Source organism: Clostridiales bacterium, from assembly GCA_018333995.1.
In the GTDB taxonomy this organism is placed as follows: Bacteria; Actinomycetota; Coriobacteriia; order Anaerosomatales; family SLCP01; genus JAGXSG01.
The window spans coordinates 12,685-37,542 of record JAGXSG010000031.1 but is presented as its reverse complement, the minus strand read 5'-3'; the positions used below and the strand labels follow the sequence as shown (position 1 = coordinate 37,542).

The 24,858-nt window shown below is 62.2% G+C and carries 23 protein-coding genes; 20 read left to right on the top strand and 3 right to left on the bottom strand.

Annotated features, from left to right (window positions below; all coding sequences use genetic code 11):
- Positions 1-107: 107 nt before the first annotated feature.
- From KGZ40_08895 to KGZ40_08885, 3 genes are read left to right on the top strand one after another with little or no spacing between them, the layout of a single operon-like run.
- The gene (locus tag KGZ40_08895; GenBank protein ID MBS3957622.1) at positions 108-1,664 is read left to right on the top strand and encodes an ABC transporter ATP-binding protein; all 1,557 of its coding nucleotides are present in this window, start codon (positions 108-110) and stop codon (positions 1,662-1,664) included.
- Complete coding sequence (locus KGZ40_08890) at positions 1,657-2,757, top strand: ABC transporter permease (protein ID MBS3957621.1); 1,101 nt, start codon at positions 1,657-1,659, stop codon at positions 2,755-2,757. The genes KGZ40_08895 and KGZ40_08890 overlap by 8 nt, the downstream gene beginning before the upstream one ends.
- Complete coding sequence (locus KGZ40_08885; GenBank protein MBS3957620.1) at positions 2,747-3,700, top strand: ABC transporter permease; 954 nt, start codon at positions 2,747-2,749, stop codon at positions 3,698-3,700. The genes KGZ40_08890 and KGZ40_08885 overlap by 11 nt, the downstream gene beginning before the upstream one ends.
- Positions 3,701-3,850: 150 nt before the next feature.
- On the opposite strand, the gene KGZ40_08880 is transcribed toward KGZ40_08885, so the two are convergent.
- Together KGZ40_08880 and KGZ40_08875 are read right to left on the bottom strand one after the other, a co-directional pair.
- The gene (locus KGZ40_08880) at positions 3,851-4,114 is read right to left on the bottom strand and encodes a hypothetical protein (GenBank protein ID MBS3957619.1); all 264 of its coding nucleotides are present in this window, start codon (positions 4,112-4,114) and stop codon (positions 3,851-3,853) included.
- Entirely contained in the window at positions 4,111-5,160 is a 1,050-nt protein-coding gene (locus KGZ40_08875) for a DUF4349 domain-containing protein (GenBank protein ID MBS3957618.1), read from the bottom strand. The genes KGZ40_08880 and KGZ40_08875 overlap by 4 nt, the downstream gene beginning before the upstream one ends.
- 604 nt (positions 5,161-5,764) lie before the next feature.
- On the opposite strand from KGZ40_08875, the gene mraZ reads away from it, so the two are divergent.
- The 14 genes from mraZ (at position 5,765) to ftsZ (ending at position 21,653) form a co-directional block, all read left to right on the top strand.
- Positions 5,765-6,199, top strand: coding sequence for a division/cell wall cluster transcriptional repressor MraZ (gene mraZ / locus KGZ40_08870; protein MBS3957617.1), 435 nt, complete (start codon positions 5,765-5,767; stop codon positions 6,197-6,199).
- Between the two features lie 10 nt (positions 6,200-6,209).
- The gene (gene rsmH / locus KGZ40_08865) at positions 6,210-7,154 is read left to right on the top strand and encodes a 16S rRNA (cytosine(1402)-N(4))-methyltransferase RsmH (protein ID MBS3957616.1); all 945 of its coding nucleotides are present in this window, start codon (positions 6,210-6,212) and stop codon (positions 7,152-7,154) included.
- Positions 7,155-7,356: 202 nt separating this feature from the next.
- Positions 7,357-7,755 carry a hypothetical protein gene (locus tag KGZ40_08860; protein MBS3957615.1) on the top strand — a complete coding sequence of 133 codons (399 nt, stop codon included), beginning with the start codon at positions 7,357-7,359 and terminating at the stop codon, positions 7,753-7,755.
- A gap of 31 nt (positions 7,756-7,786) precedes the next feature.
- Positions 7,787-9,526, top strand: coding sequence for a penicillin-binding protein 2 (locus tag KGZ40_08855; GenBank protein ID MBS3957614.1), 1,740 nt, complete (start codon positions 7,787-7,789; stop codon positions 9,524-9,526).
- Positions 9,516-11,033 carry a UDP-N-acetylmuramoyl-L-alanyl-D-glutamate--2,6-diaminopimelate ligase gene (locus tag KGZ40_08850; protein ID MBS3957613.1) on the top strand — a complete coding sequence of 506 codons (1,518 nt, stop codon included), beginning with the start codon at positions 9,516-9,518 and terminating at the stop codon, positions 11,031-11,033. Before KGZ40_08855 ends, KGZ40_08850 begins: the two co-directional genes overlap by 11 nt.
- Positions 11,027-12,439 (top strand): UDP-N-acetylmuramoyl-tripeptide--D-alanyl-D-alanine ligase, encoded by a 1,413-nt coding sequence (locus KGZ40_08845; protein ID MBS3957612.1) that lies wholly within the window; start codon positions 11,027-11,029, stop codon positions 12,437-12,439. The genes KGZ40_08850 and KGZ40_08845 overlap by 7 nt, the downstream gene beginning before the upstream one ends.
- Positions 12,440-12,470: 31 nt before the next feature.
- A complete protein-coding gene (gene mraY, locus KGZ40_08840; protein MBS3957611.1) occupies positions 12,471-13,475 on the top strand; it encodes a phospho-N-acetylmuramoyl-pentapeptide-transferase in 1,005 nt (334 codons plus the stop codon).
- Position 13,476: 1 nt separating this feature from the next.
- Positions 13,477-14,865 (top strand): UDP-N-acetylmuramoyl-L-alanine--D-glutamate ligase, encoded by a 1,389-nt coding sequence (murD, locus tag KGZ40_08835; GenBank protein ID MBS3957610.1) that lies wholly within the window; start codon positions 13,477-13,479, stop codon positions 14,863-14,865.
- A 1-nt stretch (position 14,866) separates the two neighbouring features.
- Positions 14,867-16,105 carry a putative lipid II flippase FtsW gene (gene ftsW, locus KGZ40_08830; protein ID MBS3957609.1) on the top strand — a complete coding sequence of 413 codons (1,239 nt, stop codon included), beginning with the start codon at positions 14,867-14,869 and terminating at the stop codon, positions 16,103-16,105.
- The gene (gene murG, locus KGZ40_08825) at positions 16,017-17,138 is read left to right on the top strand and encodes an undecaprenyldiphospho-muramoylpentapeptide beta-N-acetylglucosaminyltransferase (protein ID MBS3957608.1); all 1,122 of its coding nucleotides are present in this window, start codon (positions 16,017-16,019) and stop codon (positions 17,136-17,138) included. The genes ftsW and murG overlap by 89 nt, the downstream gene beginning before the upstream one ends.
- A 1-nt stretch (position 17,139) precedes the next feature.
- Positions 17,140-18,525 (top strand): UDP-N-acetylmuramate--L-alanine ligase, encoded by a 1,386-nt coding sequence (locus KGZ40_08820; GenBank protein MBS3957607.1) that lies wholly within the window; start codon positions 17,140-17,142, stop codon positions 18,523-18,525.
- On the top strand, positions 18,522-19,439 hold the full coding sequence (murB, locus tag KGZ40_08815) for a UDP-N-acetylmuramate dehydrogenase (GenBank protein ID MBS3957606.1): 918 nt from the start codon (positions 18,522-18,524) through the stop codon (positions 19,437-19,439). The genes KGZ40_08820 and murB overlap by 4 nt, the downstream gene beginning before the upstream one ends.
- A gap of 166 nt (positions 19,440-19,605) precedes the next feature.
- Entirely contained in the window at positions 19,606-20,337 is a 732-nt protein-coding gene (locus KGZ40_08810; GenBank protein ID MBS3957605.1) for an FtsQ-type POTRA domain-containing protein, read from the top strand.
- Positions 20,338-20,576: 239 nt separating this feature from the next.
- Positions 20,577-21,653 carry a cell division protein FtsZ gene (gene ftsZ / locus KGZ40_08805; GenBank protein MBS3957604.1) on the top strand — a complete coding sequence of 359 codons (1,077 nt, stop codon included), beginning with the start codon at positions 20,577-20,579 and terminating at the stop codon, positions 21,651-21,653.
- A 145-nt stretch (positions 21,654-21,798) separates the two neighbouring features.
- On the opposite strand, the gene KGZ40_08800 is transcribed toward ftsZ, so the two are convergent.
- A complete protein-coding gene (locus tag KGZ40_08800; protein MBS3957603.1) occupies positions 21,799-22,302 on the bottom strand; it encodes a hypothetical protein in 504 nt (167 codons plus the stop codon).
- Between the two features lie 142 nt (positions 22,303-22,444).
- Between KGZ40_08800 and KGZ40_08795 the strand changes: the two genes are divergently transcribed.
- From KGZ40_08795 to KGZ40_08785, 3 genes are all read left to right on the top strand, one after another.
- Positions 22,445-23,287: a laccase domain-containing protein gene (locus KGZ40_08795; protein ID MBS3957602.1), complete on the top strand. Its 843-nt coding sequence runs from the start codon at positions 22,445-22,447 to the stop codon at positions 23,285-23,287.
- Between the two features lie 169 nt (positions 23,288-23,456).
- Positions 23,457-24,125, top strand: a complete 669-nt coding sequence (phoU, locus tag KGZ40_08790) for a phosphate signaling complex protein PhoU (protein ID MBS3957601.1) — start codon at positions 23,457-23,459, stop codon at positions 24,123-24,125.
- Positions 24,126-24,128: 3 nt separating this feature from the next.
- On the top strand, positions 24,129-24,806 hold the full coding sequence (locus KGZ40_08785; protein MBS3957600.1) for a YggS family pyridoxal phosphate-dependent enzyme: 678 nt from the start codon (positions 24,129-24,131) through the stop codon (positions 24,804-24,806).
- Positions 24,807-24,858: the final 52 nt, after the last annotated feature.

Here is a 24,858-nt window from a genome sequence, read left to right as displayed (position 1 = left end):
CAGCTGCATCGTGACAATGCAATGCTAGTATGGATCGAGGGGGCGGCCGGTGACGAACCGGCCGCCCCTCTTTCGGCTGTTCACACATTTCGCGCGATGGAGGAGTGATGGCGTCACCGTTGCTCGAGGTACGCGGCTTGACAAAGCGTTTTCCCGGCGTGCTTGCATGCGATCGTGTCTCACTCTCCTTGAGCCCCGGGGAGATTGTCGCGTTGCTCGGCGAGAACGGAGCGGGCAAGAGCACGCTCGTAAACATGGTCTACGGGCTGCTGACACCAGACGAGGGATCGATTCACGTCGACGGCTCCGAGGTGCACATCCGTTCACCCCGGCACGCCATCGAGCTCGGCATAGGGATGGTCCACCAGCACTTCATGCTCCTCAACCCGTTTACAGTGACCGAGAACATTGTGCTCGGAAATGAGCCGACCCGCGCGGGCGTGATCGACTTTAAGGCCGCGCGCGATTCAGTCCGGGAACTCTCCCGGCGCTACGGGCTCACGATCGATCCTGACTCCGTCGTTCGTGACCTGCCCGTAGGGTTGCAGCAGCGGGCTGAGATTCTGAAGGCGTTGCACCGGAAAGCCCGTGTCTTGATCCTCGACGAGCCCACCGCCGTGTTGACGCCGCAGGAAGTGCGGGAGCTGTTTGTTGTGGTGCGATCCCTCGTGGCTGACGGGTTGTCCGTCGTCTTCATCACGCACAAACTCGAAGAGGTCATGTCGGTCGCGGACCGAGTGGTTGTCATGAGGGACGGCGCGGTAGTCGGGGAGACCCGAACCCTTGAGACGGACACCGCCGGGCTCGCGCGAATGATGGTTGGCCGGGACGTCGTGTTCCGAGTAGAGAAGCATCCGTCGAAGTGCGGTGAGACCGTGCTCGATGTGAGGGACTTGACCGTGCTCGATGAACGTAAGCTCGAAGCCGTCAAGGGTGTTTCATTCCAGGTCTGCGCAGGTGAGATAGTCGCTGTCGCGGGGGTGAGCGGTAACGGCCAAGCTGAGCTTGCCGAGGCGATCACTGGGTTACGCAAAGTGGCGAGTGGCACAATCGCGCTTAAGGGACACGACATCACGCATGGGACCGCACGGGAGGCGATAGAAGCTGGCGTTTCGCATGTGCCAGAAGACCGTCATCGCAGAGGGCTCGTGCTAGAGTTTGACCTTATGGAGAACATGATTCTCGGTGATCACCGGTCTGCACCATACTCGAAACGTGGCGTGATCGATCATGCGGCGGTCAGAGATATGAGCACGAAACGTATCGCCGCCTACGACGTGCGGACACCCAGCGAGCGGGTGCGAGCTTCGGCGCTTTCGGGCGGCAATCAGCAGAAGGTGGTGCTGGCACGGGAGCTCGGCCGCGATCCGGAGTTGCTGGTGGCGGCACAGCCCACGCGCGGTCTCGACGTCGGCGCGATCGAGTTTGTCCACTCACAGATCCTTGCCGAGCGTGATCGCGGGAAGGCGGTGCTTCTGATCAGCCTCGAACTCGAGGAGGTCCAGACACTAGCTGACCGGATACTTTTGATGTTCGAAGGCAGAATCGTCAAGGAGTACCTCGCCGGAGAGGCGAGCGACGAAGAGCTGGGCTATCACATGACAGGCGGCGGTGGCGGAAAGCTCGCCATGGAGCCGGGAGAGGCGGTGGGAGCCGATGCCTGAGTCTGCGGTCGAGGTTTCCGAAAACCCGCTCGCTCGTATGTTGCGCGAGCTGGCGGTGCCGGTAGTCTCGGTGATGCTCGCGCTTGGCATCGGATCGCTTGTCATGCTGGTTGCCGGCTACGACCCGCTCGCTGCGTTCGCGGCGATGTTCAAAGGGGCGTTTGGCGGGGGACGGCAGATCGGCGAGACGCTGTTGCGAGCCACTCCGCTGATGTTTACCGGTCTCGCTGTCGCGTATGGGTTTCGAGCGGGACTGTTCAACATCGGCGCCGAGGGGCAACTGTTCCTGGGGGGCCTTTCCGCCGCGTGGCTTGGTCTGGTGCTCGCCGGTCTTCCGCAACCGTTCAACATCATCATGATGCTCGTCGCCGGTGCGGCGATCGGCGCCGCGTGGGCGTTTGTCCCGGCGTTGCTCAAGGCGAAGGTCGGGGCGCACGAGGTGATCACGACGATGATGTTCACCTATATCGGCAAGTACATCGTGTCGTGGCTCGTGACGGGTCCGTTGCGCGCTCCTGGCCAGATCCCCCAGACGGTCCAGCTTCCGGCCGAGTCGACTCTGCCGCGGATGCACGAGGTGTTCGGTTTCCTTGCGGTCTCTCGCGTCCACTTTGGGTTCGTGGTAGCGGTGGTTCTTGCGCTGTTCATCTGGTGGGTGCTCAAGTACACGACCCTCGGTTACGAATCACGTGCGGTCGGATACAACCCGTGGGCGTCCGAGACGGGCGGAATCTCGGTGTCCGCCACCACCATCAAGGCGTTGTGCATCTCAGGCGCGCTTGCTGGTCTTGCTGGTGTCACGGAGGTGATGGGAGTTCATCACCGGCTCTTCGATCAGTTCTCGGCAGGATTCGGTTTCACCGGTATCGCTGTCGCGCTGCTCGCGAAGAACAACCCGATCGGAGTCATTGTGGCCGCGATCCTTTTTGGAGCGCTTTCCGCCGGGTCGGGCACGATGCAGCTGGAGGCGGAGGTGCCGGCGAAGGTCATCTTCATCATCCAGGCGCTCATCATATTCTTGGTCGCCGCCGAGCAGCTCGCACGGTGGATTATCGGCCGGACGCGGAGAGTGAGGGTCGAACATGCTGGCTGACATCATCTCGCCGGACCTGTTCGCGTCAGCGATCCGCATGGCCACTCCGATCGCGCTGGCGGCAATCGGCGGCACGATCTGTGAGCGCGCCGGTGTAGTCAACATCGCGCTCGAGGGCATGATGCTGTTCGGGGCGTTCATGGGAGTCATCGGGGCGATGTTCACGGGGAGCGCGTGGATCGGTGTCCTGACGGCGGTGGTCGCCGGCGCAGCGCTCGCTCTCGTCCACGCGTTCGCGTCAATCACGCTGCGAACAGACCAAGTGGTGTCCGGCACCGCCATTAACATCCTTGCCTTGGGGCTCACCGGGTTTCTCATGGAGGTCATTTTTGGTCATCCCGGAACCACCGACCCGGTCACCCGGCTCGGACCGGTGTTCGATTTCTCCGGACCGCAAGAGGGAATGTTCGCGACGGCGTGGCGCTGGTTCGATGTAGCTGTTATGAGTTACACGCCGCTCGTGTACGTTGCGATCCTCCTTGCCATCGCAAGCCACTGGGCGCTCTTTAACACGAGGTGGGGACTGCGGCTGCGCGCCCTCGGCGAACATCCGAGAGCGGCTGATACTGTGGGCATTAACGTCATTCGCGGCCGCTACAGTGCGGTTATCGCGAGTGGAGCGCTCGCTGGCATGGCCGGAGCGAATCTGACCCTCGAGCAGACCGGATCGTTTACCGAGGGCATGACCAACGCGCGCGGCTTCATCGCGCTTGCCGCGAACATCTTTGGCAGGTGGACTCCTGGTGGCTCCTATGGCGCATCACTGCTGTTTGGCTTCGCGGACGCGCTCCAGATCAAGATGCAGCTCTTGCGAGAGATCATCAAGGTCCCCTCACAGTTCTTCCTCATGATCCCGTACGTGCTCACGGTCGTAGTGCTTGCGGGCGTGGTGGGCCGCGCGGTCGCGCCGGCCGCGATCGGGAAGCCGTACGAGAAGGGGTAGGGTGCCGTGACGCAAGCGCGCTTATTGGGCCGCCGAGTCTTCTGGGCGTCCACATGGGGCATTGGCGTCGCGATCGGTGTCGCGGCCGGCGGGTGGCTCACGTTAGTCGGTGGACAGGGTGCGCCCGGGACGGAATCCCTCGACCTCGGGTTAGACCTCGTCGTGCTGCCGCTCGGCACCGGTTTCGCTGTGGCGGTCCTCCACTTTCTCGGAGGGCTCGTGGTCAGTGGCGTTGCGCGTGCGCGAGCGCGCAAGCGCGACCGCGGCGATGACAAAGGCGAGCAGGCCGTAGGCGAGTAGATCCTCGGGCACGTCGGGCGAGAAGTCGCCGCGGATGAGTGAGCGAACCACGTAGGCGGCGGCGGGAAGAGCCACCGCCGCCCACAGCGGCAATCTGATTCTCGGACGGATCACCGGGTCTCGTCCGTGCCATCGGCGGACGTGGCCTCAGTGGGCGTGGCCGCGTCGTCGATCCCGATACGGTTCTCACGGCTGTTCCGCCGGGTGCGTCTGCGCCAGAATCCCCGCGCGATCAGCCACGCAAGAAGGGCGATCACGATAAGCGGGAGGGTGCTTAGCGTCACGTAGATGAGCCCGTTGATTGTGCTGACGAGTCCGCGAATGCCTGCGCGCACGGCGTCCACGAGGCCCCAGTCCTCACCCGCAGGCGCGATGACGGCTTGCCGTCCGGTAAGCTCTACGGTGACTGTTGCCATCGCTGCTTGGCGCTCCAGGTATGCGACCCGAGCCTCGTACGACTCGATCTCGCCGCGGACTCGGCCGAGCTCACGCTCGACTTCGAGAAGGTCTTCAATTTTCTCACCCCGGTCGAACAGGTCACGCAACCGTGCTTCTTGCGACCTCAAGTTCTCGAGTCGGGCTTTGAGGTCTATGTGCTCCTGGGTGACATCGCTCTCGTCTTCCGCTTGCCTCAGCACGGTTCCGATCGCCGAGACTGTCTCGATGAAGCGCTCGAGGTTGTCGGGGGGCACTCGGGCTGTCACGTATCCCATGAGCGGGACGCCGTCCGCAAACGTGCCCGAGGCATCGTATCGGTACACGGGTACGTCGTCGCTCGAAAGTTGCACCGCAGTGACCATCCCGCCAGCGTCATCTACCGCGTCCCGCACGCCTTGCACCGCGGGTTCGACCTCATCGACTTGCAACCGCAGACCGAGTGTCCTGATTACCATGCGTTCATCTGGCGGCACGGTTGAAGCGTCGACCCCCGCTCCGTCTGACGGGGGAACCGGAGCGATCTCAGGTACGGCACGCATCGAGTCGGAGCTTTGGACGGCCATGTCACCCTCGCCGTACCCCAACCCCTGATTTATCGGGGCATCCGCGCTCTCCGTCGTCACGGTTCCGCATGCCGTGAGCGCCAGTGCAAACGCCACGACGGCTACGACGAGGATCGCTTGGGGGACGATGCGCCCGATTCGTTGCCTGATTCCAGACATCGCGTGCCTCCTGTCATGGTTAAAGTGTCGAGAACGCACAAACGCCCTCGAATCCAACGCGTGGGGAGGGCGTTCGCGAATCTCACGGAACGGAGGAGCTATTCTTTGATCTTATCCTCCATTTTCTTCATCTGAATCGCGGCGTAGGCACCGAGTGCGACTCCAATCACTACGACGACGAAGAATGCAAGAGCGAAAGTATTAAAAACAGAGGCAGAGATATTGGCGCCCATCAGGGGTGTCACCTCCGAATCACCAAAATGGTCACTACTGATTCTACCCGCTCACCAGTCTCCTCGCAATCGGACGGGGCGGTCTTCAGTCGTGGTTCGCGTATCCAGTTGTCAGCGAGCGCGTGCTCCTCTCGCTTACTCAGACGCTCTTGACTCTCCCGGGGTTCACGCGAGCGAGCCTTACGGGGGAGTTCAGTTTGAACCCGCGACGGAACCGCAGTGTTAATCCGAGGGGAATAGTGGGATGAAATCCCATATAGGTGTTGCAAAGTGGGATCAAGTGGCATAGAGTGTGACATGCAGCTGACCAACCACGCGAGGCGGAGTGTTTCGCCAGACGTCGTGACAAGGCGGGGGAGGGGGTACGGACGATGTTCCTCGGCGATCACCAGCACACGCTGGACGCCAAAGGCCGCGTCTCGTTGCCCGCCAAATTCCGTGGAGAGATGACGGGCAGGATCGTCATCGCTAAGGGTTTCGAAGGCTGTCTCTACGTCTATCCGGCAGACACGTACGCCGGCTTCGTACGGCGACTAATGGGCACGGATGACTTTAACCCCAAGTTCCGCAAGGTTCGCCGCTTTTTCACGTCCGGTGCGGTAGAGACCGAGTCGGACAAGGCAGGCAGGATTACTTTGCCGCCTGGGCTTCGCGAGTATGCGGGACTCACAAAAGACGTTGCGATCACCGGCAATGGTGACAGGATCGAGATCTGGGACTTGGAGAAGTGGGCCGAGTACAACGGTGACACGGCTGACTCGATAGAACACGACGCCGAAGAGATGTTATCTCTCGGCTTCTTGTAGGGCTTTGACAATGGAATACCGGCACACCCCAGTTTTGCCGGCCGAGGTCACGACGCACCTTTCGTCGCACCCCGGTTCGATCATCGTTGACTGTACCTTAGGCGGGGCAGGACACGCGAAACGGATCGCAGATTCGATCGCCCCCACCGGGACACTGGTGGGAATCGACCAAGACGACGCAGCCCTAGACGCAGCAGCAGCCACACTCCGCCTCGGCCGGCAAGCCACTTCGATCATACTGAAGAAGGGAAACTTCGGCGATCTCGACACCCTCCTCATCGAGGCGGGGATCGCGTATGCCGACGGATTCCTCTTCGACCTCGGGGTCTCATCACCTCAGCTCGACGAAGCCCGGCGAGGGTTCTCGTATCACGCAGAAGCGCTTCTCGACATGAGGATGGACCCTTCTGGAGGCGGCCCAAGCGCCGCGGACGTGGTGAACACGTACTCCGAAACCGACCTCACGAGAGTGATCCGTGAGTACGGCGAAGAGCGGTGGGCCTCGCGCATCGCAGCATTCATCGTAGCCGCGCGAGGCCGCCGGCCGCTCCTCACGACGACTGATCTAGTCGAGGTCGTGAAGGCCGCAGTACCTGCTTCCGCAAGGCGGACCGGTCCGCATCCCGCTCGCCGAACCTTCCAGGCGCTCAGAATCGAGGTCAACCGCGAGCTGGATGTACTCGATCGAGCTCTTCGCGCCGCCGTACGCTGGTTGTCTCCAGGCGGCCGGATCGTGGTCATCAGCTACCACTCGCTGGAGGATCGGCTCGTCAAGAACCTCTTTAAGGAGCTGGCATCGGGGTGTGGGTGTCCTCCTGGTTTGCCCGTGTGCTCATGCGGCCAGACCCCGGTACTCCGCATCATCACGAAGCGTCCGGTCGTACCCACGGCCGATGAGATCGAGCGCAATCCGCGCTCCCGAAGCGCCAAGCTTCGGGCCGCTGAGCGCGTGTAACCGCAACGCGTGGCTAGGCGCGGAGGCGGAAGGGAGGTGCGAAGTGGCGGTTCCAGCTCGACGCGACGACAGTCATACATGGCCTATCGCGCCTGCCCTGAGATTAATTAGGGGAGAAGGTCGGCGCCGTCGTGGTCCGGTTTCCCGGACCGCAGCGCGTTCAGACGCTTCATGTCGGCGCAACTTCGCAGCGGCGTGTGTTGTGCTGGCGATACTAGCGCTGGTGGGCATGGGCCGAGTCGCCCTCACCGTCCAGGCCGCGGAAGCTGCGGTGGCAGCCAACTCTCTGGCGCAGGATATCGAGGCGGAGCGCATCGCGATGGAACAACTCGAAGAGTACAGGAGCGCTCTCGTCGCGCCCCCAAGAATCAAGACGCTCGCCGAGAGTTCCATGGGGATGGGTGCCGCGCAAGAGGTGTCCTACATCGAGTTATCCGGAGGCGGCGAAGCCGAGTCCGTTAGTGCGGTTAGGCCGCAGGGCGAGCAACTCAGCGATCGCGCACAGACGTTCGTTCACACGCTTTCGGCCATCATCCAGATGACAGCGGGCGAGGCGAGGGTTCTTCTCGCCGGCGACGCAGCACTCGCCTCGTCGCGATGATTGGCCTGGTCGATGGGGCGGGAGCGTGCCGATGAAGACGCGCATTCGCACGAGCAGACGAAACGAGCGGCACGGCCTGATGCTCGCGGCGCTGGCGGTGCTTCTGATCGCAGTTACTGTTCGAGTGCTCTATCTGCAGGTCTACGCCGCACCCGCGTTCGCCGAGCGTGCGGAGGCGCAACGGACGCGTGAGCTTGAGATCGCACCCCGGCGCGGCGCGATCCTGGACCGCTCAGGAAATCCGCTCGCGCTTTCGATTGAAGCGCGAACAGTGTACGCGACACCGCGTCTCGTAACGGATACTACCGCCACCGCGCAGGCCCTCGCAGGGGTTCTCGGCGGGGACATCGACGGGTACGCCGAGAAGCTTAGGCGCGACAGCGGTTTTGTGTATATCGCCCGGAAACTCGAGATGGAAAAGGCCGCAGCGGTAGAAGCGCTCGACCTCGACGGAATCGGGTTGATCAAGGATTCGCGACGGCTCTACCCGTGTGGAGACCTGGCCTCTCAGCTTCTCGGATTTGTCGGGATTGATGATCAAGGACTGGCGGGGCTTGAGCTGCACTACGACAGCGTGCTGTCTGGAGAAGCGGGGTATGTGCTTGCGGAACGTGACCCTTCCGGACGAATACTGCCCGGTGGTGTCATACATGAAGAGAAACCGGTCGACGGTCACGACATCGTGATCAGCATCGACAAGGACATTCAGTTCGCTGCTCAGTACCATCTTCAGGCGGCGGTTGATAAGTGGCAGGCGAAGTCGGCGTCGATCGTGGTGATGGATCCCAGGAGCGGCGAAGTTCTCGCGATCGCGTCCGCCCCCGGCTTCGATCCAAACGATTTTGCCCAATCAGAGGAGTCAGCACGCCGCAATCGCGCGATCACCGACGTGTATGAGCCCGGTTCGACCCTCAAGTCAATAACGTCCGCGGCAGTCGTGGACGCTGGCATTCACGAACCAGATGATACGCTCGAGTTGCCTCCCACGATCAAAGTCGGTGGACGCACGATCAAGGAGTCTGAGCCGCGACAGACCGTGACCTGGAGTCTTACCGAGATCCTCGCGCAGTCGTCGAATGTCGGTACCGTGTTGCTCGGTCAGGCTCTTGGTCCGGAACGCCTATGGGAGTATCTCGACAGGTTTGGCCTGACGGAACGCACAGGCATTGACTTTCCCGGTGAAGCGCTCGGACATGTGCCGCCCGTGAACGAATGGTCGGGGTCTTCGATAGGAAACATCCCCTTTGGGCAGGGCGTATCGATGACCACATTGCAGCTCGCCAGGGCGCTTTCTGCGATTGCTAACGGGGGGGAGATGGTTTCGCCTCACTTCCTGCTCGATGTGCCAGGCAGAAGCGACATGGAGTTCGAGTGGCCTGTGCGGCAGGTGATCTCGGCGAAAGCGGCGGCGGCCACTACCCGGATGCTGGAAGCGGCGGTGAGTGACGGTACTGGCGCTTCCGCCGCGGTTCCGGGCCACCAGGTCGCTGGTAAGACCGGCACCGCCCAGAAGCCGAGAACCGACGGGCGCGGCTACGCGGAAGGGGCCTACATCGCGTCGTTCTCCGGGTTCCTGCCAGCGCATGATCCGCAGTTACTTATCGTGGTCATGGTTGACGAACCTCGTGGAGCGATCTACGGGGGGGCTGTTGCCGCACCGGTGTTCCGGGAGGTCGCTTCGTTTGCCGTCGCGCACTTGAAGATCCCGCCGGCCGTTCCTGCCTCCCAGGTCGCAACGGACACGGTGTTGCCGGATACCGATGAGGAGTGAAGGCGGACCGGGGCGTGATAGAATCTACCGTCCGATTCCCCCTGGAGCAGATGTGACTGGACGCGACATCATAGAGTTGCTCGGCGGTGAAGTCATGTCGGCTGGTTGCCGCGATCTTCACGTCACTGGCATCGCGTACCGTTCAACTAAGGTGCAACAAGGTGACGCGTTCTTCTGTATTCCGGGCTTTTCCACCGATGGTCACTATCATGCCGCCGAGGCGGCACGGCGTGGAGCGGTCGTGCTCGTAGTGGAGCGGACGCTCGACGATGTTGACGAGAGCGCGCAGGTCGTGGTCGCAGACACGCGTGCCGCCCTCGCCCGTGCGGCCGCCGCATTTCACGGGCATCCCAGCAGATCACTTAAGGTCGTAGGTATCACCGGAACCAACGGCAAGACCACGACCACGTATCTGGTTGACGCGATCATGCGTGCGGCGGGCGCGGTGACAGGTCTCGTCGGGACCGTCGAGACGCGCATCGGCAGCCAGCGGTTCGACGCCGGGAGAACCACACCTGAATCGGCCGACCTCCAGGCGCTCCTCGCGCGTATGAGAGCAGAAGGAGTCGACAGCGTGGCTATGGAGGTCTCTTCACACGCGATCGATCTTCACCGTGTTGACGCCGTGCGCTTTTCCGTCGCCGCCTTCACAAACTTGACTCAGGATCACCTCGACTACCACCACACCGTGGAGGAGTACTTCTCGGTCAAGCGACGCCTCTTCACCGATCTTGATGTTGAGATGCGCGTAGTCAACATCGACGATGTATACGGGGCCGGCATGGCTTTCGAGCTCGATGGCGTCGTGAGTGTCGGCAGGATCGCTGAGGCTGACATACGAGCGGCCGATGAAGTCCTCTACGCTGACAGGGCGGAGTTCACGCTCCATACCCCGGCCGGATCCGCGCGAGTGGAGTTGCCTCTGGCCGCCGAGTACAACGTGAGCAACGCGCTAGTGGCGGCGGGTTGCGCGCACGCGCTCGGAGTGCCACTTGAACACATAGTCGCGGGACTATCCGGCGCCCCGCAGGTTCCGGGGCGCCTCGAGCGTATCGACGCCGGTCAGCCGTTCAGTGTCTTCGTCGATTACGCACATACCCCGGACAGTCTCGAAAAGGCGCTTGTGGCGGTTCACGATGTCACACCGGGGAGAGTCCTCGTTGTTTTTGGCTGTGGCGGCGATCGCGATCCGGACAAGCGGCCGCTCATGGGTGCAGCGGCGGGACATGTAGCCGACATGACGATCGTGACGAGCGACAATCCCCGTTCCGAGGATCCGGTAGGCATCATCTTGCAGATTGAAGACGGGATCAAGCCGACCGGAGCGGCCTACGAGGTGGTAATTGATCGGCGCTCCGCGATAGCCCGGGCGTTTGAGCAAGCCGGTCCAGGAGATGCGGTGCTGATCGCGGGCAAGGGGCACGAGGGTTACCAGATATTCGCCGATCGGACGGTTCGATTCGATGATCGCGAGGTCGCGCGCGAGGAGCTTGAGCGGCTGTGCTGACCCTTCCCGTCGACAAGCTGGTGTCCATCGTGGGCGGTGAGCTTCTCGCTGGCTCTCCCGATGCGATGGTCAACGGGGTCGCGATCGATTCGAGAGAGGTCGAGCCCGGTGGAGCGTTCTTTGCTCTGCCAGGCGGCCGCACCGACGGGCATGAGCACTTCGGGGAGGCGGTCGAAGCTGGCGCTCGCGCGCTGATCGTGACACGGCCGGACGCCGATCTTGCTGAGTTGATGGAGGCGGCTCGAAGGCGCGGGGTCGCCGTAGTCAGGGTGCCCGACACGCTTGCGGCGATCCAGCGGCTCGCGACGTTTCATCGAAGCAGACTATTTTGCCCGGTCATCGGCGTGACCGGCTCGACGGGAAAGACCACGACCAAAGAGTACCTCGTATCGGTGTTGGGGACGTGCCGCAAGGTTGTCGCAACGGCTGGCAACCGCAACAACGAGCTTGGCGTGCCCCTCACCGTGTTGGAAGCGGGCGCGGATACCGATGTGCTCGTGGTCGAGATGGCGATGCGCGGGACGGGAGAGATCGCGGAGCTTGCGCGTATAGCGTCACCCACGATGGGCATCGTGACCAACATCGGCGTGAGCCACATCGAGCTTCTCGGCTCTCAGGAGGCTATTGCGTCGGCTAAAGGTGAACTCATCGAGGCAATCCCAGCTGACGGCACGGTTTTCCTCAACGGCGATGACGCGTTTTCGAGTCGCCTCGCCACGAAATCATCGGCCCCCGTCGTTCGCTACGGGTTGTCGGAGGCGTGCGAAGTTCGTGCGGAAGAGATAACGGTCGACGCGGCGAGCCTCGCTCATTTCTCGCTCGTGCTTCCTCAAGTCCGCGTCTCGGTGCAGCTTAGCGTTCCCGGGAGGCACAACGTCTACAATGCGCTCGCCGCCGCCGCGGTCGCCGACGCCCTTGGCTTCGATCCGTTCGATATAGCGGCGGGTCTCTCGGTGATGACCGGTGCCGACATGCGAATGCAGGCGTTCGTCACGGCGAGCGGCATCCATGTGATCAACGACGCATACAACGCCAATCCAGCATCGATGCGGGCGGCGGTCGACACTCTCGCCGAAATGCGCGCGGAGGGACGCACGGTAGCGGTGCTGGGAGACATGGCCGAGCTCGGCTCACTCACTGAACTCGCGCATTTCCAGCTTGGCGAACACGTCGCGCGCGCCGGAATCGGTGTGTTGGTGACTGTCGGTGAGCGAGCTCGCCGTGTCGCCGAGGGCGCACGCGCCGTTGGCATGGATTCGTCGCTGGTGCGTCCCTGCGTGACCGCCGAGGAAGCGAGCGAAGTGCTCGATGACACGTTGGAACCAGGAGATATCGTGCTCGTCAAAGCGTCGCGTGTGATGCGGCTTGAGCGAGTCGTGGAAGGGATCGTGGAGCCGCGTGTTTGATTTCGCGGAGTATCCGTCATATCAGGTCTTCATGGCCGTGGTGCTCGCACTCGTTGCGACGGGGGCTCTCTTCCCATTTTGGATCCGGCTGCTGAAGTTTCGCGGGATCGGTCAGCAGGTGCGGGCCGATGGACCCCAAGGCCACCTCGTCAAGCAGGGTACCCCTACCATGGGTGGCGTGCTGATTCTTCTGGTGGTCGCTGGCGTCTACGTGTTTCTCGGCGATTTTGGGCGCTTGAGTTTGCTCGCGGTCGCCGCCATGGCGGCGTGCGGGTTACTCGGGTTTATCGATGACTGGGCGAAGGTCGTGCACGAACGTTCACTGGGTCTCACTCCGCGCTTGAAGATCGCGGGACAGGCGTTTGTCGCGCTCAGTTTTGGGTTGCTCGCGGTCAACTGGGGCGGGGTGAGTACCGTCGTCGACTTGCCTCTTACGGGCGTGAGTCTCGATCTCGGGTCCGTAAGCTCCCTCGTGGCCGTCGGTGACGCCGGATTGGTGGTGCCGTGGCTCTATCTCGGGCTCGTGTTCTTCATGATCGCCGGGTTCTCAAACGCGGTGAACTTGACGGATGGGCTTGATGGGCTTGCGGCCGGTACGGTCACGATCGTTATGCTCGCGTACGCCGGTATAGCGTTTCGCCAGGACCGCCTTGAGGTGGCGCTTCTCGCTGCCGCGATCGCGGGAGCGTGCATGGGCTTTTTGTGGTACAACGCCTATCCTGCCGACATCTTCATGGGAGATACCGGTTCGCTTGGTCTCGGGGCGGCGATTGCCGCGTTTGGCATCATTACGAAGACCGAGCTTCTGCTCGTGCTGATCGGCGGGATATATCTAGCCGAGACGCTCTCGGTCATCCTCCAGGTAGCTTCGTTCAAGCTGACCGGCAGACGCATCTTTTTGATGGCGCCGCTTCACCATCACTTTGAGATGAAGGGATGGTCCGAGACAAAGGTCATGCTCAGGTTCTGGATCGTCACCGGCATCCTCGCGGGTGCGGGATTCGCGCTTTACTTTGTTGGATCGGTGAGGGGTTGACGTGCTGAAAGAGGGCATGGACATCCTCGTGGTGGGACTCGGGACCTCAGGCGAAGCGTGCGCTCGATACCTGCTCGACACTGGAAGTGCCGGGTGCTCTGTCCGGGTGACCGTGGTAGACGGTTCCGAAACCGAGGCGCTCCAAGCCACAGCGGCAGATATCCGGAGCCTTGGCGCGACCGTGCTCTTGGGCGTCTCGGACATAGCCGCCGAGTATGACCTGGCCTTGATGAGTCCGGGGATCCCGCCCGCATCCCCGCTGTTTCGTGCCGCGCATCGTGCTTCGGTTGAAACCATCTCTGAGATCGAGTTCGCGTATCGCCGGTCGAGCGCGCCCTGGATCGCGGTGACGGGAACCAACGGCAAGACGACGGTGACGAGTCTCATCGGCCAACTCCTTCTTGGCGGAGGGGTGGCTGTGCGAGTTGCTGGCAACATTGGGATGCCCGCGATCAGCGCCGTGGCCGAGACGGGACCCGCAGGCGCGATCGTGGCCGAGGTCTCGTCGTTCCAGCTCGCCCTTACGAGCCAGTTCCATCCTCGTGTCGCTGTGCTGTTGAACATCACGCCCGACCACCTCGACTGGCACGGCGATATGGCCACCTACACCGCGGACAAGGCGCGAGTGTTTGCCAACCTCACCCAAGATGACACGGCCGTCGTCGACGTTGACGACCCTGGTGCGGCGCCTTTCGCCGACGTGATTGAGAGCCGGGGCGCGCGCGTTGTTCGCACGAGTGTGAAGAGCGTCCCCGAGGGCGGAGTCGGCGTTGGCGCCGGCGGCTACATCACCGCGATGGTTCGCGGGGTCGCTCACCGCGTTGTCCACCGGGACGCGCTGCGCATCCGGGGCGCACACAATCTCGCCAACGCTTGCGCGGCTACCGCGGCGGCTCTCGCGTTTGGGGTTTCGGTAGAAGACGTGCGCAATGGACTTGAGAGCTTCGAGCCGCTCGCGCACCGGCTCGAGCCTGTCGGCATCGTTGAGGGCGTTGAATACTTCAACGACTCGAAAGCAACCAATCCTGGAGCGGCGATCAAGGCGCTGGAATCGTTTAGTGACCGAAGGACCACCGTGCTCCTTGGCGGTCGAAACAAAGGCGCGTCATTCGATGAGCTCGCGTGGGCGGTAGGCGGCCGGCGGGCGCGGGCGGTTGTGTTCGGTGAGGCGGCAGACGAGATCGCCGCTGCGCTCGTGAAGGCGGGGGTCGATTACGAGGCGGCGACTGACCTTCGCAGTGCTGTGGGCATCGCGCATCGGATGGCTAGCGAGGGGGATGTCGTTGTGCTCTCTCCGGCCTGCGCTTCTTTCGATGAGTTCGCCTCATATGCGGATCGCGGCTCCCGGTTCAAAGAGATGATTGCGTCGCTCGGCCGGGAGGTTGGCTGAGATGGCACCACGAACCGGCTACGCGGGCGGCCTTCGCGCCCGTTACACGCTTCTGTTCGCTACTTTCTTCTTGTTGTGTGGAGGAGTGCTGATGGTCTACTCGGCGTCGTCAGCCTCGGATGTCGTGAGGCTTCAAGACGGCGCCCACCACCTCAAGCGTCACCTCGCCGCTATTGCCCTCGGTTTCACATTCATGGCCGCGGCGATGGCTGTGGATTATCGCCGGATGCGCTGGAGTGGGCCAGCTTTGTGGATCATATCGTTAACTGGTCTCGTCATCGTTTTGGTGAACGGAGTGGGCAAGTGGGGAGCGACACGCTGGATTGACCTAGGGCCGTTTACCATACAGCCGTCTGAGCTCGCGAAGATTGGGTGCGTGCTTGTAGCCGCGATACTCGTGCAACAGTATCGGCAAAAAACCCTGACTGCCAGCCAGTTCTGGTTGCGTATCGTGACCATCGCCGGGGCGCCGTCTGCGCTGATCATGTTCCAGCCCGACCTTGGAACAGCCATCTCGATTTGCGCTGCGGTCTACTTCGTGTTGCTGATAAGCGGCGCTAGCGGCAAGGTGTTGAGCGGTGTCGCCGTTGGAGGTCTGGTCGCGATCGCGGGGCTCATCGCGATTGCGCCGTACCGATTGGCGCGATTCACGGCGTTCCTCGATCCGTGGGCCGATCCTCAAGGGGCAGGCTACCAGAGCATTCAGGCCATGTACGCGTTTGGATCCGGTGGTATCACAGGAGTGGGCCTCGGAATGTCACGGCAGAAGTTCTTCTATCTGCCAGCCGCGCACACGGACTTCATCTTCGCTATCATCGGAGAGGAACTCGGCCTTGCCGGAACCCTCTCAGTGGTGCTCGCGTTTGCCGCGATCGCTTACGCCGGAGTGCGCATCGCGCTCGGCTGCAAGGACCAGTACGGTCGCCTCATTGCCGGAGGGTTGACCGGCATGATCGTGCTGCAGGCCGTGATGAACATGGCGGCGGTGACCGGACTGATGCCCGTCAAGGGAATCACGTTGCCTCTCGTGAGTTTTGGCGGATCGTCGCTGGTGCTCACCATGTTGTGTATCGGGCTGATCATGTCCGTGTCCACCTATGGTGCCCGCGCTGAGGCGCGCGTGAACCATACGAGCAAGGAGAAGAGTACGCGTGCGAATCGTGCTGAGCGGCGGGGGAACCGCCGGTCACATCTATCCGGCATTGACGGTGGCCGAGCGGTTGCGTGCCGACGGACATGAGGTGCACTTCGTCGGAGCACCCGGTGGCCCCGAGGCCGGTCTTGCGCGTGAGGCGGGCTTGGCGTTCCATGCCCTTCCTGCTCGCGGGTTCGATCGCTCCCGTCCAGCATCGTTGGTGGGCGCGGCTGGCGTTCTCGCAGTGTCGACGATCCGGGCGATCGCGCTACTGGGGCGGCTTCGTCCTGGCGCGGTAGCGGGTTTTGGCGGCTATGTCTCGCTTCCGGTCGGCCTTGCCGCTTCCGTGCGCCGCATCCCTCTCATCTTGCATGAACAAAACTCGGTTCCCGGCGTGGCAAACCGGGTGCTTGCCCGGTTTGCGTGCGCAATTGGAGTGACGTACGCCGAGACTGGCGCAAGACTTGGCCGATCTCGACGCACTGAGGTGACTGGTAACCCGGTCAGGGACGCGATAGTCTCGGCGGACAGGATCGAGGCCCGCCGCCAGATGGATCTTTCCGATGACGATGTCTTGCTTCTTGCGTTTGGCGGGAGCCGTGGCGCGCGCCACCTCAACGAAACACTCGTCGCACTTGCTCCACGAATCTGCGCTCGGCCCTGGGTACGGGTCGTGCATGTCGCCGGCGCGGCGGAGTATGAGAGTGTGCGCTCAGCGGCAGACGCGGATACTCTTACCGCAGCTGAGCGTGAGCGCTACCATGTCGTGTCCTACCTCGATGACATGGGACAGGTTCTCGCCGCCGCTGACGTCGTGGTAGCCCGTGCCGGCGCGACCTCGATCGCCGAGATCACCGCAGTTGGGCGGGCGGCCGTGTTGGTGCCGTATCCGTACGCGACCGGCGATCACCAGACCAAGAATGCCGAGGACGTCGCCAAGGCAGGCGGCGCCATTGTCATCGCGGATTCGGATCTCGACGCTCCTGTGTTCGAGGCGGCGCTTTTGTCCCTGCTCGACGATGCGGAGGCTCGCGAGAGCATGGCCCGCGCGTCACGAGGACTCGGACGTGTAGATGCCGCAGACCGCTTTGCCGCCCTTGTGCGCGAGTGCGCAAGCCCAGCACGAACGGGAGCCTGATGTGAAACGTATGGTTTACGCGCACTTCATAGGAGTCGGCGGCGCCGGGATGAGTGGCCTTGCGCGAGTCCTTCATGATCGCGGCAACCGTGTGAGCGGTTCTGATCTTAAGGAGTCGCGGTATACACGGGCGCTGGTTGAGTCCGGCATCCCGGTGAGCATCGGTCACCATGCCGACAATCTTGGAGACCCAGAAGTCGTAGTGGTTTCCTCGGCGATACCTGAGTCGAATCCAGAGCTTGCCGCGGCCCGCACGCGCGGTCTCGACATCTGGCCGAGAGCACGGATGCTTGCGCACCTCGCTGGCGAGCGCACGACGATCGCGGTTGCCGGCACGCACGGTAAGACGACGACGAGTTCGATGGTTGCGACGATGCTATCGGGGCTGGGACTCGACCCGACTTTTCTCGTCGGTGGCGAGGTGTGCGCATACGGCACTAATGCGGCGTGCGGTACAGGCCGGCACTACGTCGTAGAAGCTGACGAGTCCGACGGCTCATTCATCTATCTCGACCCGTTCATCTCGCTCCTCACCAACGTTGAAGCCGATCATCTCGATCACTACGGGACCTTGGCGGCTGTGGAAGAGACGTTTCAGCAATTCGTCGCCAAGACGGCGGCGGCCGGGTGCGTGGTCGTGTGCGGGGATGACCCTCGTGCTATGGATATTGCGCGTCGCTCAGGTGTTCAGATGGTGACGTACGGTCGAGGTCACGAGTGCGATGTGAGGTGTGATTCGCTTGAGGCGGCCGGTCGCGGGTATCGCTTCTCGTTCACGTTGCCCACTGGCGTACGGGTACATGCGTCTATCGCTGTTCCCGGCGAGCACAACGTGATAAACGCGACGGGCGCGCTCGCTGTGGCACACGTACTTGGCGTTGATGTGCAAGCCGCCGCGGATGCGCTCGCGGAGTTTCGAGGTGTGAAGCGAAGGTTTGACGAGGTCGGTTTGGTCGGGGGAGTGACTGTGGTTGACGACTACGCACACCACCCGACGGAGGTTCGCGCCACGCTCGCCGCGGCGCGATCGCTGGGCTATCGGCGGGTTTGGGCGGTCTTCCAGCCGCATCGATACTCCCGGACCGCCGCGCTCGGGGAGGAGTTTGGCTGTGCGTTTGATGACGCCGACGCGGTCGTGATGATGGATGTGTACAGTGCGGGAGAGACGCCGATACCGGGCGTCACCGGTAAGACGATAGTCGACGCGATACTCGATCAGGACAATCGGCCGAGAGTGGCATACTTCCCTCATCGGCGAGAGGTCGTTCCGTACGTGAGCGGTAGAGCGCGCGCCGGCGATCTGGTGTTGACGCTCGGCGCGGGTGACGTGACGGCGCTCGGACCGCAGATCGTCGAGGCGCTCGGCGTAGAGAGGGGAAGCGGGTGAGCGTGCGTCGCGCCAGCGATCGTCTCTCGACGGCTGTGACGGGCATTGTCCGCAGGGATGAGCCGCTCGCTCGGCGTACGACGTACCGAATCGGCGGACCCGCGGCGCTATACATCGAGTGCGACACCCTTTCCTCAATAGGCAAGGCCCTCGATATCCTTAGCGAGGAGGGGATCGAGTGGACGGTTCTGGGCAGAGGCAGTAACGTGCTCGCTTCAGATGAAGGCTATGACGGAGCGGTCATAGTCCTTGGTCGCGAGTTCAAGCGGCATCGTGTGGAGGGCGATCGAATCAGGACCGGATCGGGGGTCGTGCTCGCGGCGATCGTCAGAGACGCATATTCGCGGGGGCTTGGCGGGCTCGAGTTCGCGGCGGGAATCCCTGGGACTGTGGGAGGCGCGCTTGCGATGAACGCAGGCTCTCGCGACGCGTGGATCGGCTCGCTCGTTGACACGGTCACGTTGTGGGTTCCCGGAGTCGGTTTGCGCTCGTTTCATCACCGCGAGATCGAGTGGGGGTACCGATCGACGGATCTGGTGTCGCGAGGCGTAGTCGTCGAGTCCGAACTTCGTCTTCATGAAGCTGACCGCGAAACCGTCAGAAGGGTTACTGACGCGTGCCTGACGGCAAGGAGAGCGACTCAGCCCGTCGGAACTGCTAACGCGGGGAGTGTGTTTAAGAATCCTCAGGGAGACTCTGCCGGTCGACTGATTGAGGCGTGTGGGTTCAAAGGCAGGTACAGAGGCGGGGCGCAGGTCTCGGAAATCCACGCCAACTTCATCATCAACACCGGAGACGCCCGGGCCGCCGACGTGCTCGGTCTCATCAGCGAGATCCGGGAGGCGGTGAGTCAGACATATGGCATCGAACTCGAAGCGGAGATCAGGTTCCTCGGGAGACGGACGGAAGCGTAAGCGCGTCGTAATCACGCAGGAGAGAGTTCGCGACGGCGGGTCGCGTGCTCAGGGGAACGCTCATAAGAAGCATCGACCTGAACATGAGGTCGAGGATCGAGGCAAAAAGTCGAAACCCAGTACACGCAGGCGTGATCCAAAGAGAGCGGCGCGGGAGCAGCGACTTGTGCGTCAACGGCGAACGGCCCTGATTCGCGCTCTCGGTGGTGTGCTGCTGCTGGGGGCGGTAGCTTTTGGCGCGGTAACGATCTACCGGTCAGATGCTCTACCGGTCAACCGCGTGCTCGTCGATGGAATCGTGAACCTCAGTGAAGATGAGGTTCACGCTGCGGCCGGAGTGCCCGAAGACGCTACACTGCTCCGTCTTCCCGTGAACGAAATCGAGGATCGCCTGCTTGAGAACCCGTGGATCGAGCGGGTGGAAATCTCTCGTTCGTTTCCCGACGCGGTGAGGATCACCATTACTGAGCGCACCCCGGTCGCATACGTCGATACGGGTGAAGCTGTGCTATGGCTTGTCGACGCGTCGGGTTTCGTGATCTCCTCCGGCGTTCCCGACCCGGAAGATGCGCGGGTTGTGATCCGTGATCTAGATGGAGTCGAGCCTGTCGCAGGAGAGACGCTGGCTGACCCAGTGGCCGTCAACGTGCTTACCATTCTTTCGGGGTTGTCATCAGAACTGCGCGGCATGGTGCGTGCGATATCGGCGCCTTCGGTGGACAGGACCGCGCTCATCACCGTAGATGATGTCGAGGTCTTGGTCGGTTCCGCTGACGATCTCGACCTGAAGGACACCGTTGCGAGGCGTATACTCCTTGAGCAGCAGGGAGCTGCTGTCTACATCGATGTTCGCACCCCCGAGCGCCCCACGTGGCGCGGTCTCGAGACTCCCCGGTAGGCGATCTTCGCGCTATGGCCGCCGCTCCTCGCACAGCGTATCGTCAGCGCGAAACGGCTTAGGTTAGCGGAGTGAGGCAAGCAGTGAGTCAGGCGCCTGGGGCCACAGTTGAGATCAACTTGAAATCAACACTTGCACATACCATAACGTTTATGCGAAGATTGAGCGTTATCGCTGGACAATTACCGTAAAGTATAGGTTGAGAGTAAAGACGGCACTATCGACCCGGGAGGGGAGACATGCTCGAGACTGGCGCGAACTACCTCGCTGTCATCAAGGTCGTCGGCGTCGGCGGCGGCGGAACTAACGCCGTGAACCGTATGGTTGAAGCCGGTGTCAAGGGCGTCGAGTTCATCGCGGTGAACACGGACGCCCAAGCGCTCCTGATGTCTGACGCTGACTACAAGGTTCACATTGGAGTGGGCCTGACCAAGGGTCTGGGTGCTGGTGCGGATCCTGATGTCGGGCTGCAAGCCGCCGATGAGAACCGCGCTGAGATCAAGGAAGCTTTGCAGGGCGCGGACATGGTCTTCATCACGGCGGGTGAGGGCGGCGGTACCGGTACCGGCGGAGCGCCTATCATCGCTCAGATCGCCAAAGACGAGATAGGCGCGCTCACCGTCGGTGTCGTGACACGTCCGTTCGCTTTTGAAGGCCGCAAGCGTGCCCTGCAGGCGGAGGAAGGCATCAAGCGCCTGCGCGAGGTCGTCGACACACTCATCGTCATCCCCAACGACCGTCTTCTTCAGGTCGCCGAGAAAAAGACGTCGATCCTCGACGCGTTCCGGGTGGCCGACGACATCCTGCGCCAAGGCACCCAGGGCATCACTGACCTCATCACAGTGCCTGGTCTCATCAACCTTGACTTTGCCGATGTGCGCACCATCATGGCCGACGCTGGTTCAGCGCTCATGGGGATCGGTCTTGCCGCTGGCGACAACCGCGCCCACGATGCGGCGAAGGCGGCGATCTCCAGTCCGCTCCTGGAATCCAGCATCGAAGGCGCGCACGGCATTCTTCTGTCGATTGCAGGCGGTTCAGACCTTGGCTTGTTCGAGGTCAACGAGGCCGCGGAGGTGGTTGCCGCTGCGGGACATCCTGACGCCAACATCATCTTTGGCGCGGTTATTGACGACTCGATGATGGATCAGATCCGGGTGACGGTCATTGCGACAGGTTTTGAGGGACGCCGCCGCAAGCAAGAATCCATGGAGTTCGAAGGCGCGTTGGACGATAGGCCCTCGCTTCCCACCTTCGAACCGCTCGCCGAAGAAGAGCTCGACATTCCCGCATTTCTGAAGAAGCGTTCGTTTTAGGTTTCTGTCCGGCTCAGTTCCCGGTTTGACCCCGGGAGTCACGGCGGTGAGACCCCGTGGCTTCCGGGGTCTTACGTGTCCGGCGAAATCAAAGGAGACCCGTCTGCGTTTCGGCGGGCCTCCCTTTCGACGGTGCGGATTGCTCTTACGCCGAGTCCTTGGGTGGCGGCTCGGGCGGAGCGGGTGGAGCGGGTGGAACAGGCGGCTCGGGTGGTGCAGGTGGCGCGGGCGGTGCAGGTGGTGCAGGTGGCGCGGCTGGAGTATAAGCCTGGGGGTGCGGTCCACCGACCGGAGGCGCCAGGGAACCGCGCTTGATCTTGCGATATACCGTGAAGAAGTAGACCGCGGCTACTATCCAGCCAAAGCCGACGAGAAAGCCGATCCCGAGCAAGACCACCCAAAGAGTCTTGCTGCTACCTGTTGATCCAGGGTACTCGTACTCGTTCCGCGAAAGCGCGTCGATGAACATCCATACGTTAAAAGCGAACAGTGTGAGACCGATGAGCAGCATGCTGCCCCAGCACAACAGGAACAACCCGCCGAACATCGGTCCGAACGGGTCGTCGTAGTAGTCCTGTGCGAGGGCCGGGGAGGCGGCTAGGGTGCCTGCGAAGACGACCACAGCCGCGGTGATAGACGACCGCTTCATTGTTCACCCCCTCCCAGAGCAGTCGAAATGATCCGAGTCATGGGGCGGCTCGGCTACAATGAGTGTGCCCTAAACTGGTCGCATCTACCATTTCTTTCCGAGGATTCCGCGCTCACCCCGACTTCACCGAGGAGGTTTGACTGTGACGCCTCATGACGGCACACGCCTTGCGCCCTCGCTTGAGCGGATCGAACGAGACGGCCTGGTCTTGTACACGGATGTGGCGTTGCGGGAGTCGGACGGTATCGTTGTCGCGTTTAGCGAGCGAACAGGAGGGGTGAGCAAACCGCCATACGCCTCCCTCAATCTCGCGGCACACGTAGGCGACGATCCGCTTGCGGTCGACGCTAACAGGGTGCGCCTGCTAGACGCGCTTGGGTGCGCGGGGTTTGCGGATCGTGTGGTGACCGCCCAGCAGGTGCACGGCTCCGTCATCGCCCACGCCCAGCCGAGCGACGCGGGAACCGGTGCGCGCGCGTCAGCGGGCACGCCGCCCTTCTCGGCGACGGATGCGATCATCACGCACGTCCCGGATACGCCGCTTCTCATGATGTACGCCGATTGTGTGCCGGTGATCTTGGTCGCGCGCAAGCGCGTGCCTATGGTCGCGGTCGTGCACGCGGGGTGGAAGGGGACACTGGAGCTCTTGTCCGGCCGGACGGCCGTTTTGCTCGCGGCAAAAGCCGGGTGTGAGACGTCCGATCTTCTCGCCTACATCGGCCCGCACATTGGAGGATGTTGCTACGAGGTTGATGAACCGCTGCGGGCACGCTTCCGAGCGTGTTTCGTGTCAGAGATCGGACATGGCACGAGGCTCGACTTGGGAGCCGCAGTCAATGAGAGTCTCACGGCGGCCGGTGTCGAGGATTCGTGTATCTCAGGAGTTGGCGTGTGTACGCAACATCATCCGGCCCGGTTTTTTTCGTACCGGGCCGCGGAAACGACGGGGCGACATGGGGCGCTCGCGATATTGAATCAAGGGTGATCGTCGAAGGAGTTGCGTAGCAGCAGCGCGTACGAATGGCCGCGGATATGGTTAAACCTTCGTGAACCCGGTGTTTCGTGAGTCATTTGGCGCTGCTTGAGCGCTATACTGGGTCAGATTCGGCAGTAAAGTGACCAATCCGATAACCGTGAGGAGTTGACTCGTCGCGATGCGTGAGCAGTTCAGGCAGGAACTGAAAGATCTCAAGATCGAGGTGTTGTCCATCGGACGTGCCGTGACCGCTCGCACGCGCGACTCGGTGAGCTCACTCGTGACGGGTGATGTGGATCTTGCGCAGTCCGTTGTTGATGGTGATGAGGAGATCGATCGTCGCACCCAGTCTGTGGAGGAACGTGCTCTCGAAGTCATAGCCACCCAGTTTCCGGTAGCTCGCGACTTGCGGCTATTGCACTCACTCACCTATATCGCTCTTCACCTTGAGCGAATGGCCGATCTTGCTGTCAACATTGCGAGAGCCGCCAAGCGGACCGCAGGGCGCAGAGGCCCCCAGACTCTGTACGACCTCATCCAGGCGCAGGGAAATCTTGTCTACCGGGTGCTCGAGGCGACGTGCGAGGCGCTCGAGACGAACGACCTCGAACTCGCACGCAAGCTGCAAGATCTCGACGAGCCCATCGATCACCTCTACAAGCAGTTCTTCCGCGAACTCGCCCGTCTGCACGACGAGGAGGATATTGAGTGGGCGTCTTCGATGGTGCTCGCGAGCCGGTATCTTGAGCGCATCGCTGACAATGCCGTCGATATCGGCGAGCGGATCGCCTATCTCATCACGGGCGATTTCGACGCGCTTCAACCCATCGACGAAGAGACCGACTGATCCATGGGTTTCGTTGCGGCTCGATACGAGGCTGTTCGCAGACACATCGCGGACGCCGCGGACGCGAGTGGACGTGATCCGAGCGGAATCACCATTGTTGCGGTTACCAAGACCGTAGGCGTGCAAGAGATCCGTGAGGCGGTCTCCGCGGGAGTGGCCGATTTTGGCGAGAACCGTGTGCAGGAGTTTCTCGGCAAGCGAGGACTCTTTCCGGACGTGCGCTGGCACTTCATCGGAACACTTCAGACGAACAAGGTCAAAGACATCGTCGGGCGTGCGTCGCTCATCCACTCGGTCGATTCGTACCGGTTGCTCGAGACGATAGACCGGCGCGCGGCTGAAGCGGGGGTGGTCCAGCCGGTGTTGCTGCAAGTCAACGTCTCAGGCGAGGATTCAAAGCACGGGTTTGACCCTTGCGACGTGCATGAGGCGCTCGCCGAGGCTTCCCGCATGGACTTCATCGAGGTGCGCGGGTTGATGACGATGGCGCCGCTCGGCCGGGCCGAGGACGTTCGCTGGGTCTTTCGCGAACTGCGCGAACTGCGCGATTCTCTACACGCGACGCGGCTCGATGGGGTAGAGTTAGATGAGCTTTCGATGGGCATGTCGGGCGACTTCCGTGTGGCGGTGGAAGAGGGCGCGACAATTGTGCGCGTCGGGAGTGCGATCTTCGGCCGATAGCTGAGTCGCACGCACCCGTTGCGGTGCGCTGTCATGCACGTTTCGGCAGGCA

Excerpts from the sequence above, each read along its gene's own strand:
- KGZ40_08895 (MBS3957622.1), top strand. The coding sequence starts at position 108 with ATGGCGTCACCGTTGCTCGAGGTACGCGGCTTGACAAAGCGTTTTCCC.
- KGZ40_08890 (MBS3957621.1), top strand. The coding sequence starts at position 1,657 with ATGCCTGAGTCTGCGGTCGAGGTTTCCGAAAACCCGCTCGCTCGTATG.
- KGZ40_08885 (MBS3957620.1), top strand. The coding sequence starts at position 2,747 with ATGCTGGCTGACATCATCTCGCCGGACCTGTTCGCGTCAGCGATCCGC.
- KGZ40_08875 (MBS3957618.1), bottom strand. The coding sequence starts at position 5,160 with ATGTCTGGAATCAGGCAACGAATCGGGCGCATCGTCCCCCAAGCGATC.
- mraZ (MBS3957617.1), top strand. The coding sequence starts at position 5,765 with ATGTTCCTCGGCGATCACCAGCACACGCTGGACGCCAAAGGCCGCGTC.
- rsmH (MBS3957616.1), top strand. The coding sequence starts at position 6,210 with ATGGAATACCGGCACACCCCAGTTTTGCCGGCCGAGGTCACGACGCAC.
- KGZ40_08855 (MBS3957614.1), top strand. The coding sequence starts at position 7,787 with ATGAAGACGCGCATTCGCACGAGCAGACGAAACGAGCGGCACGGCCTG.
- KGZ40_08850 (MBS3957613.1), top strand. The coding sequence starts at position 9,516 with ATGAGGAGTGAAGGCGGACCGGGGCGTGATAGAATCTACCGTCCGATT.
- mraY (MBS3957611.1), top strand. The coding sequence starts at position 12,471 with ATGGCCGTGGTGCTCGCACTCGTTGCGACGGGGGCTCTCTTCCCATTT.
- ftsW (MBS3957609.1), top strand. The coding sequence starts at position 14,867 with ATGGCACCACGAACCGGCTACGCGGGCGGCCTTCGCGCCCGTTACACG.
- ftsZ (MBS3957604.1), top strand. The coding sequence starts at position 20,577 with ATGCTCGAGACTGGCGCGAACTACCTCGCTGTCATCAAGGTCGTCGGC.
- KGZ40_08800 (MBS3957603.1), bottom strand. The coding sequence starts at position 22,302 with ATGAAGCGGTCGTCTATCACCGCGGCTGTGGTCGTCTTCGCAGGCACC.
- phoU (MBS3957601.1), top strand. The coding sequence starts at position 23,457 with ATGCGTGAGCAGTTCAGGCAGGAACTGAAAGATCTCAAGATCGAGGTG.
- KGZ40_08785 (MBS3957600.1), top strand. The coding sequence starts at position 24,129 with ATGGGTTTCGTTGCGGCTCGATACGAGGCTGTTCGCAGACACATCGCG.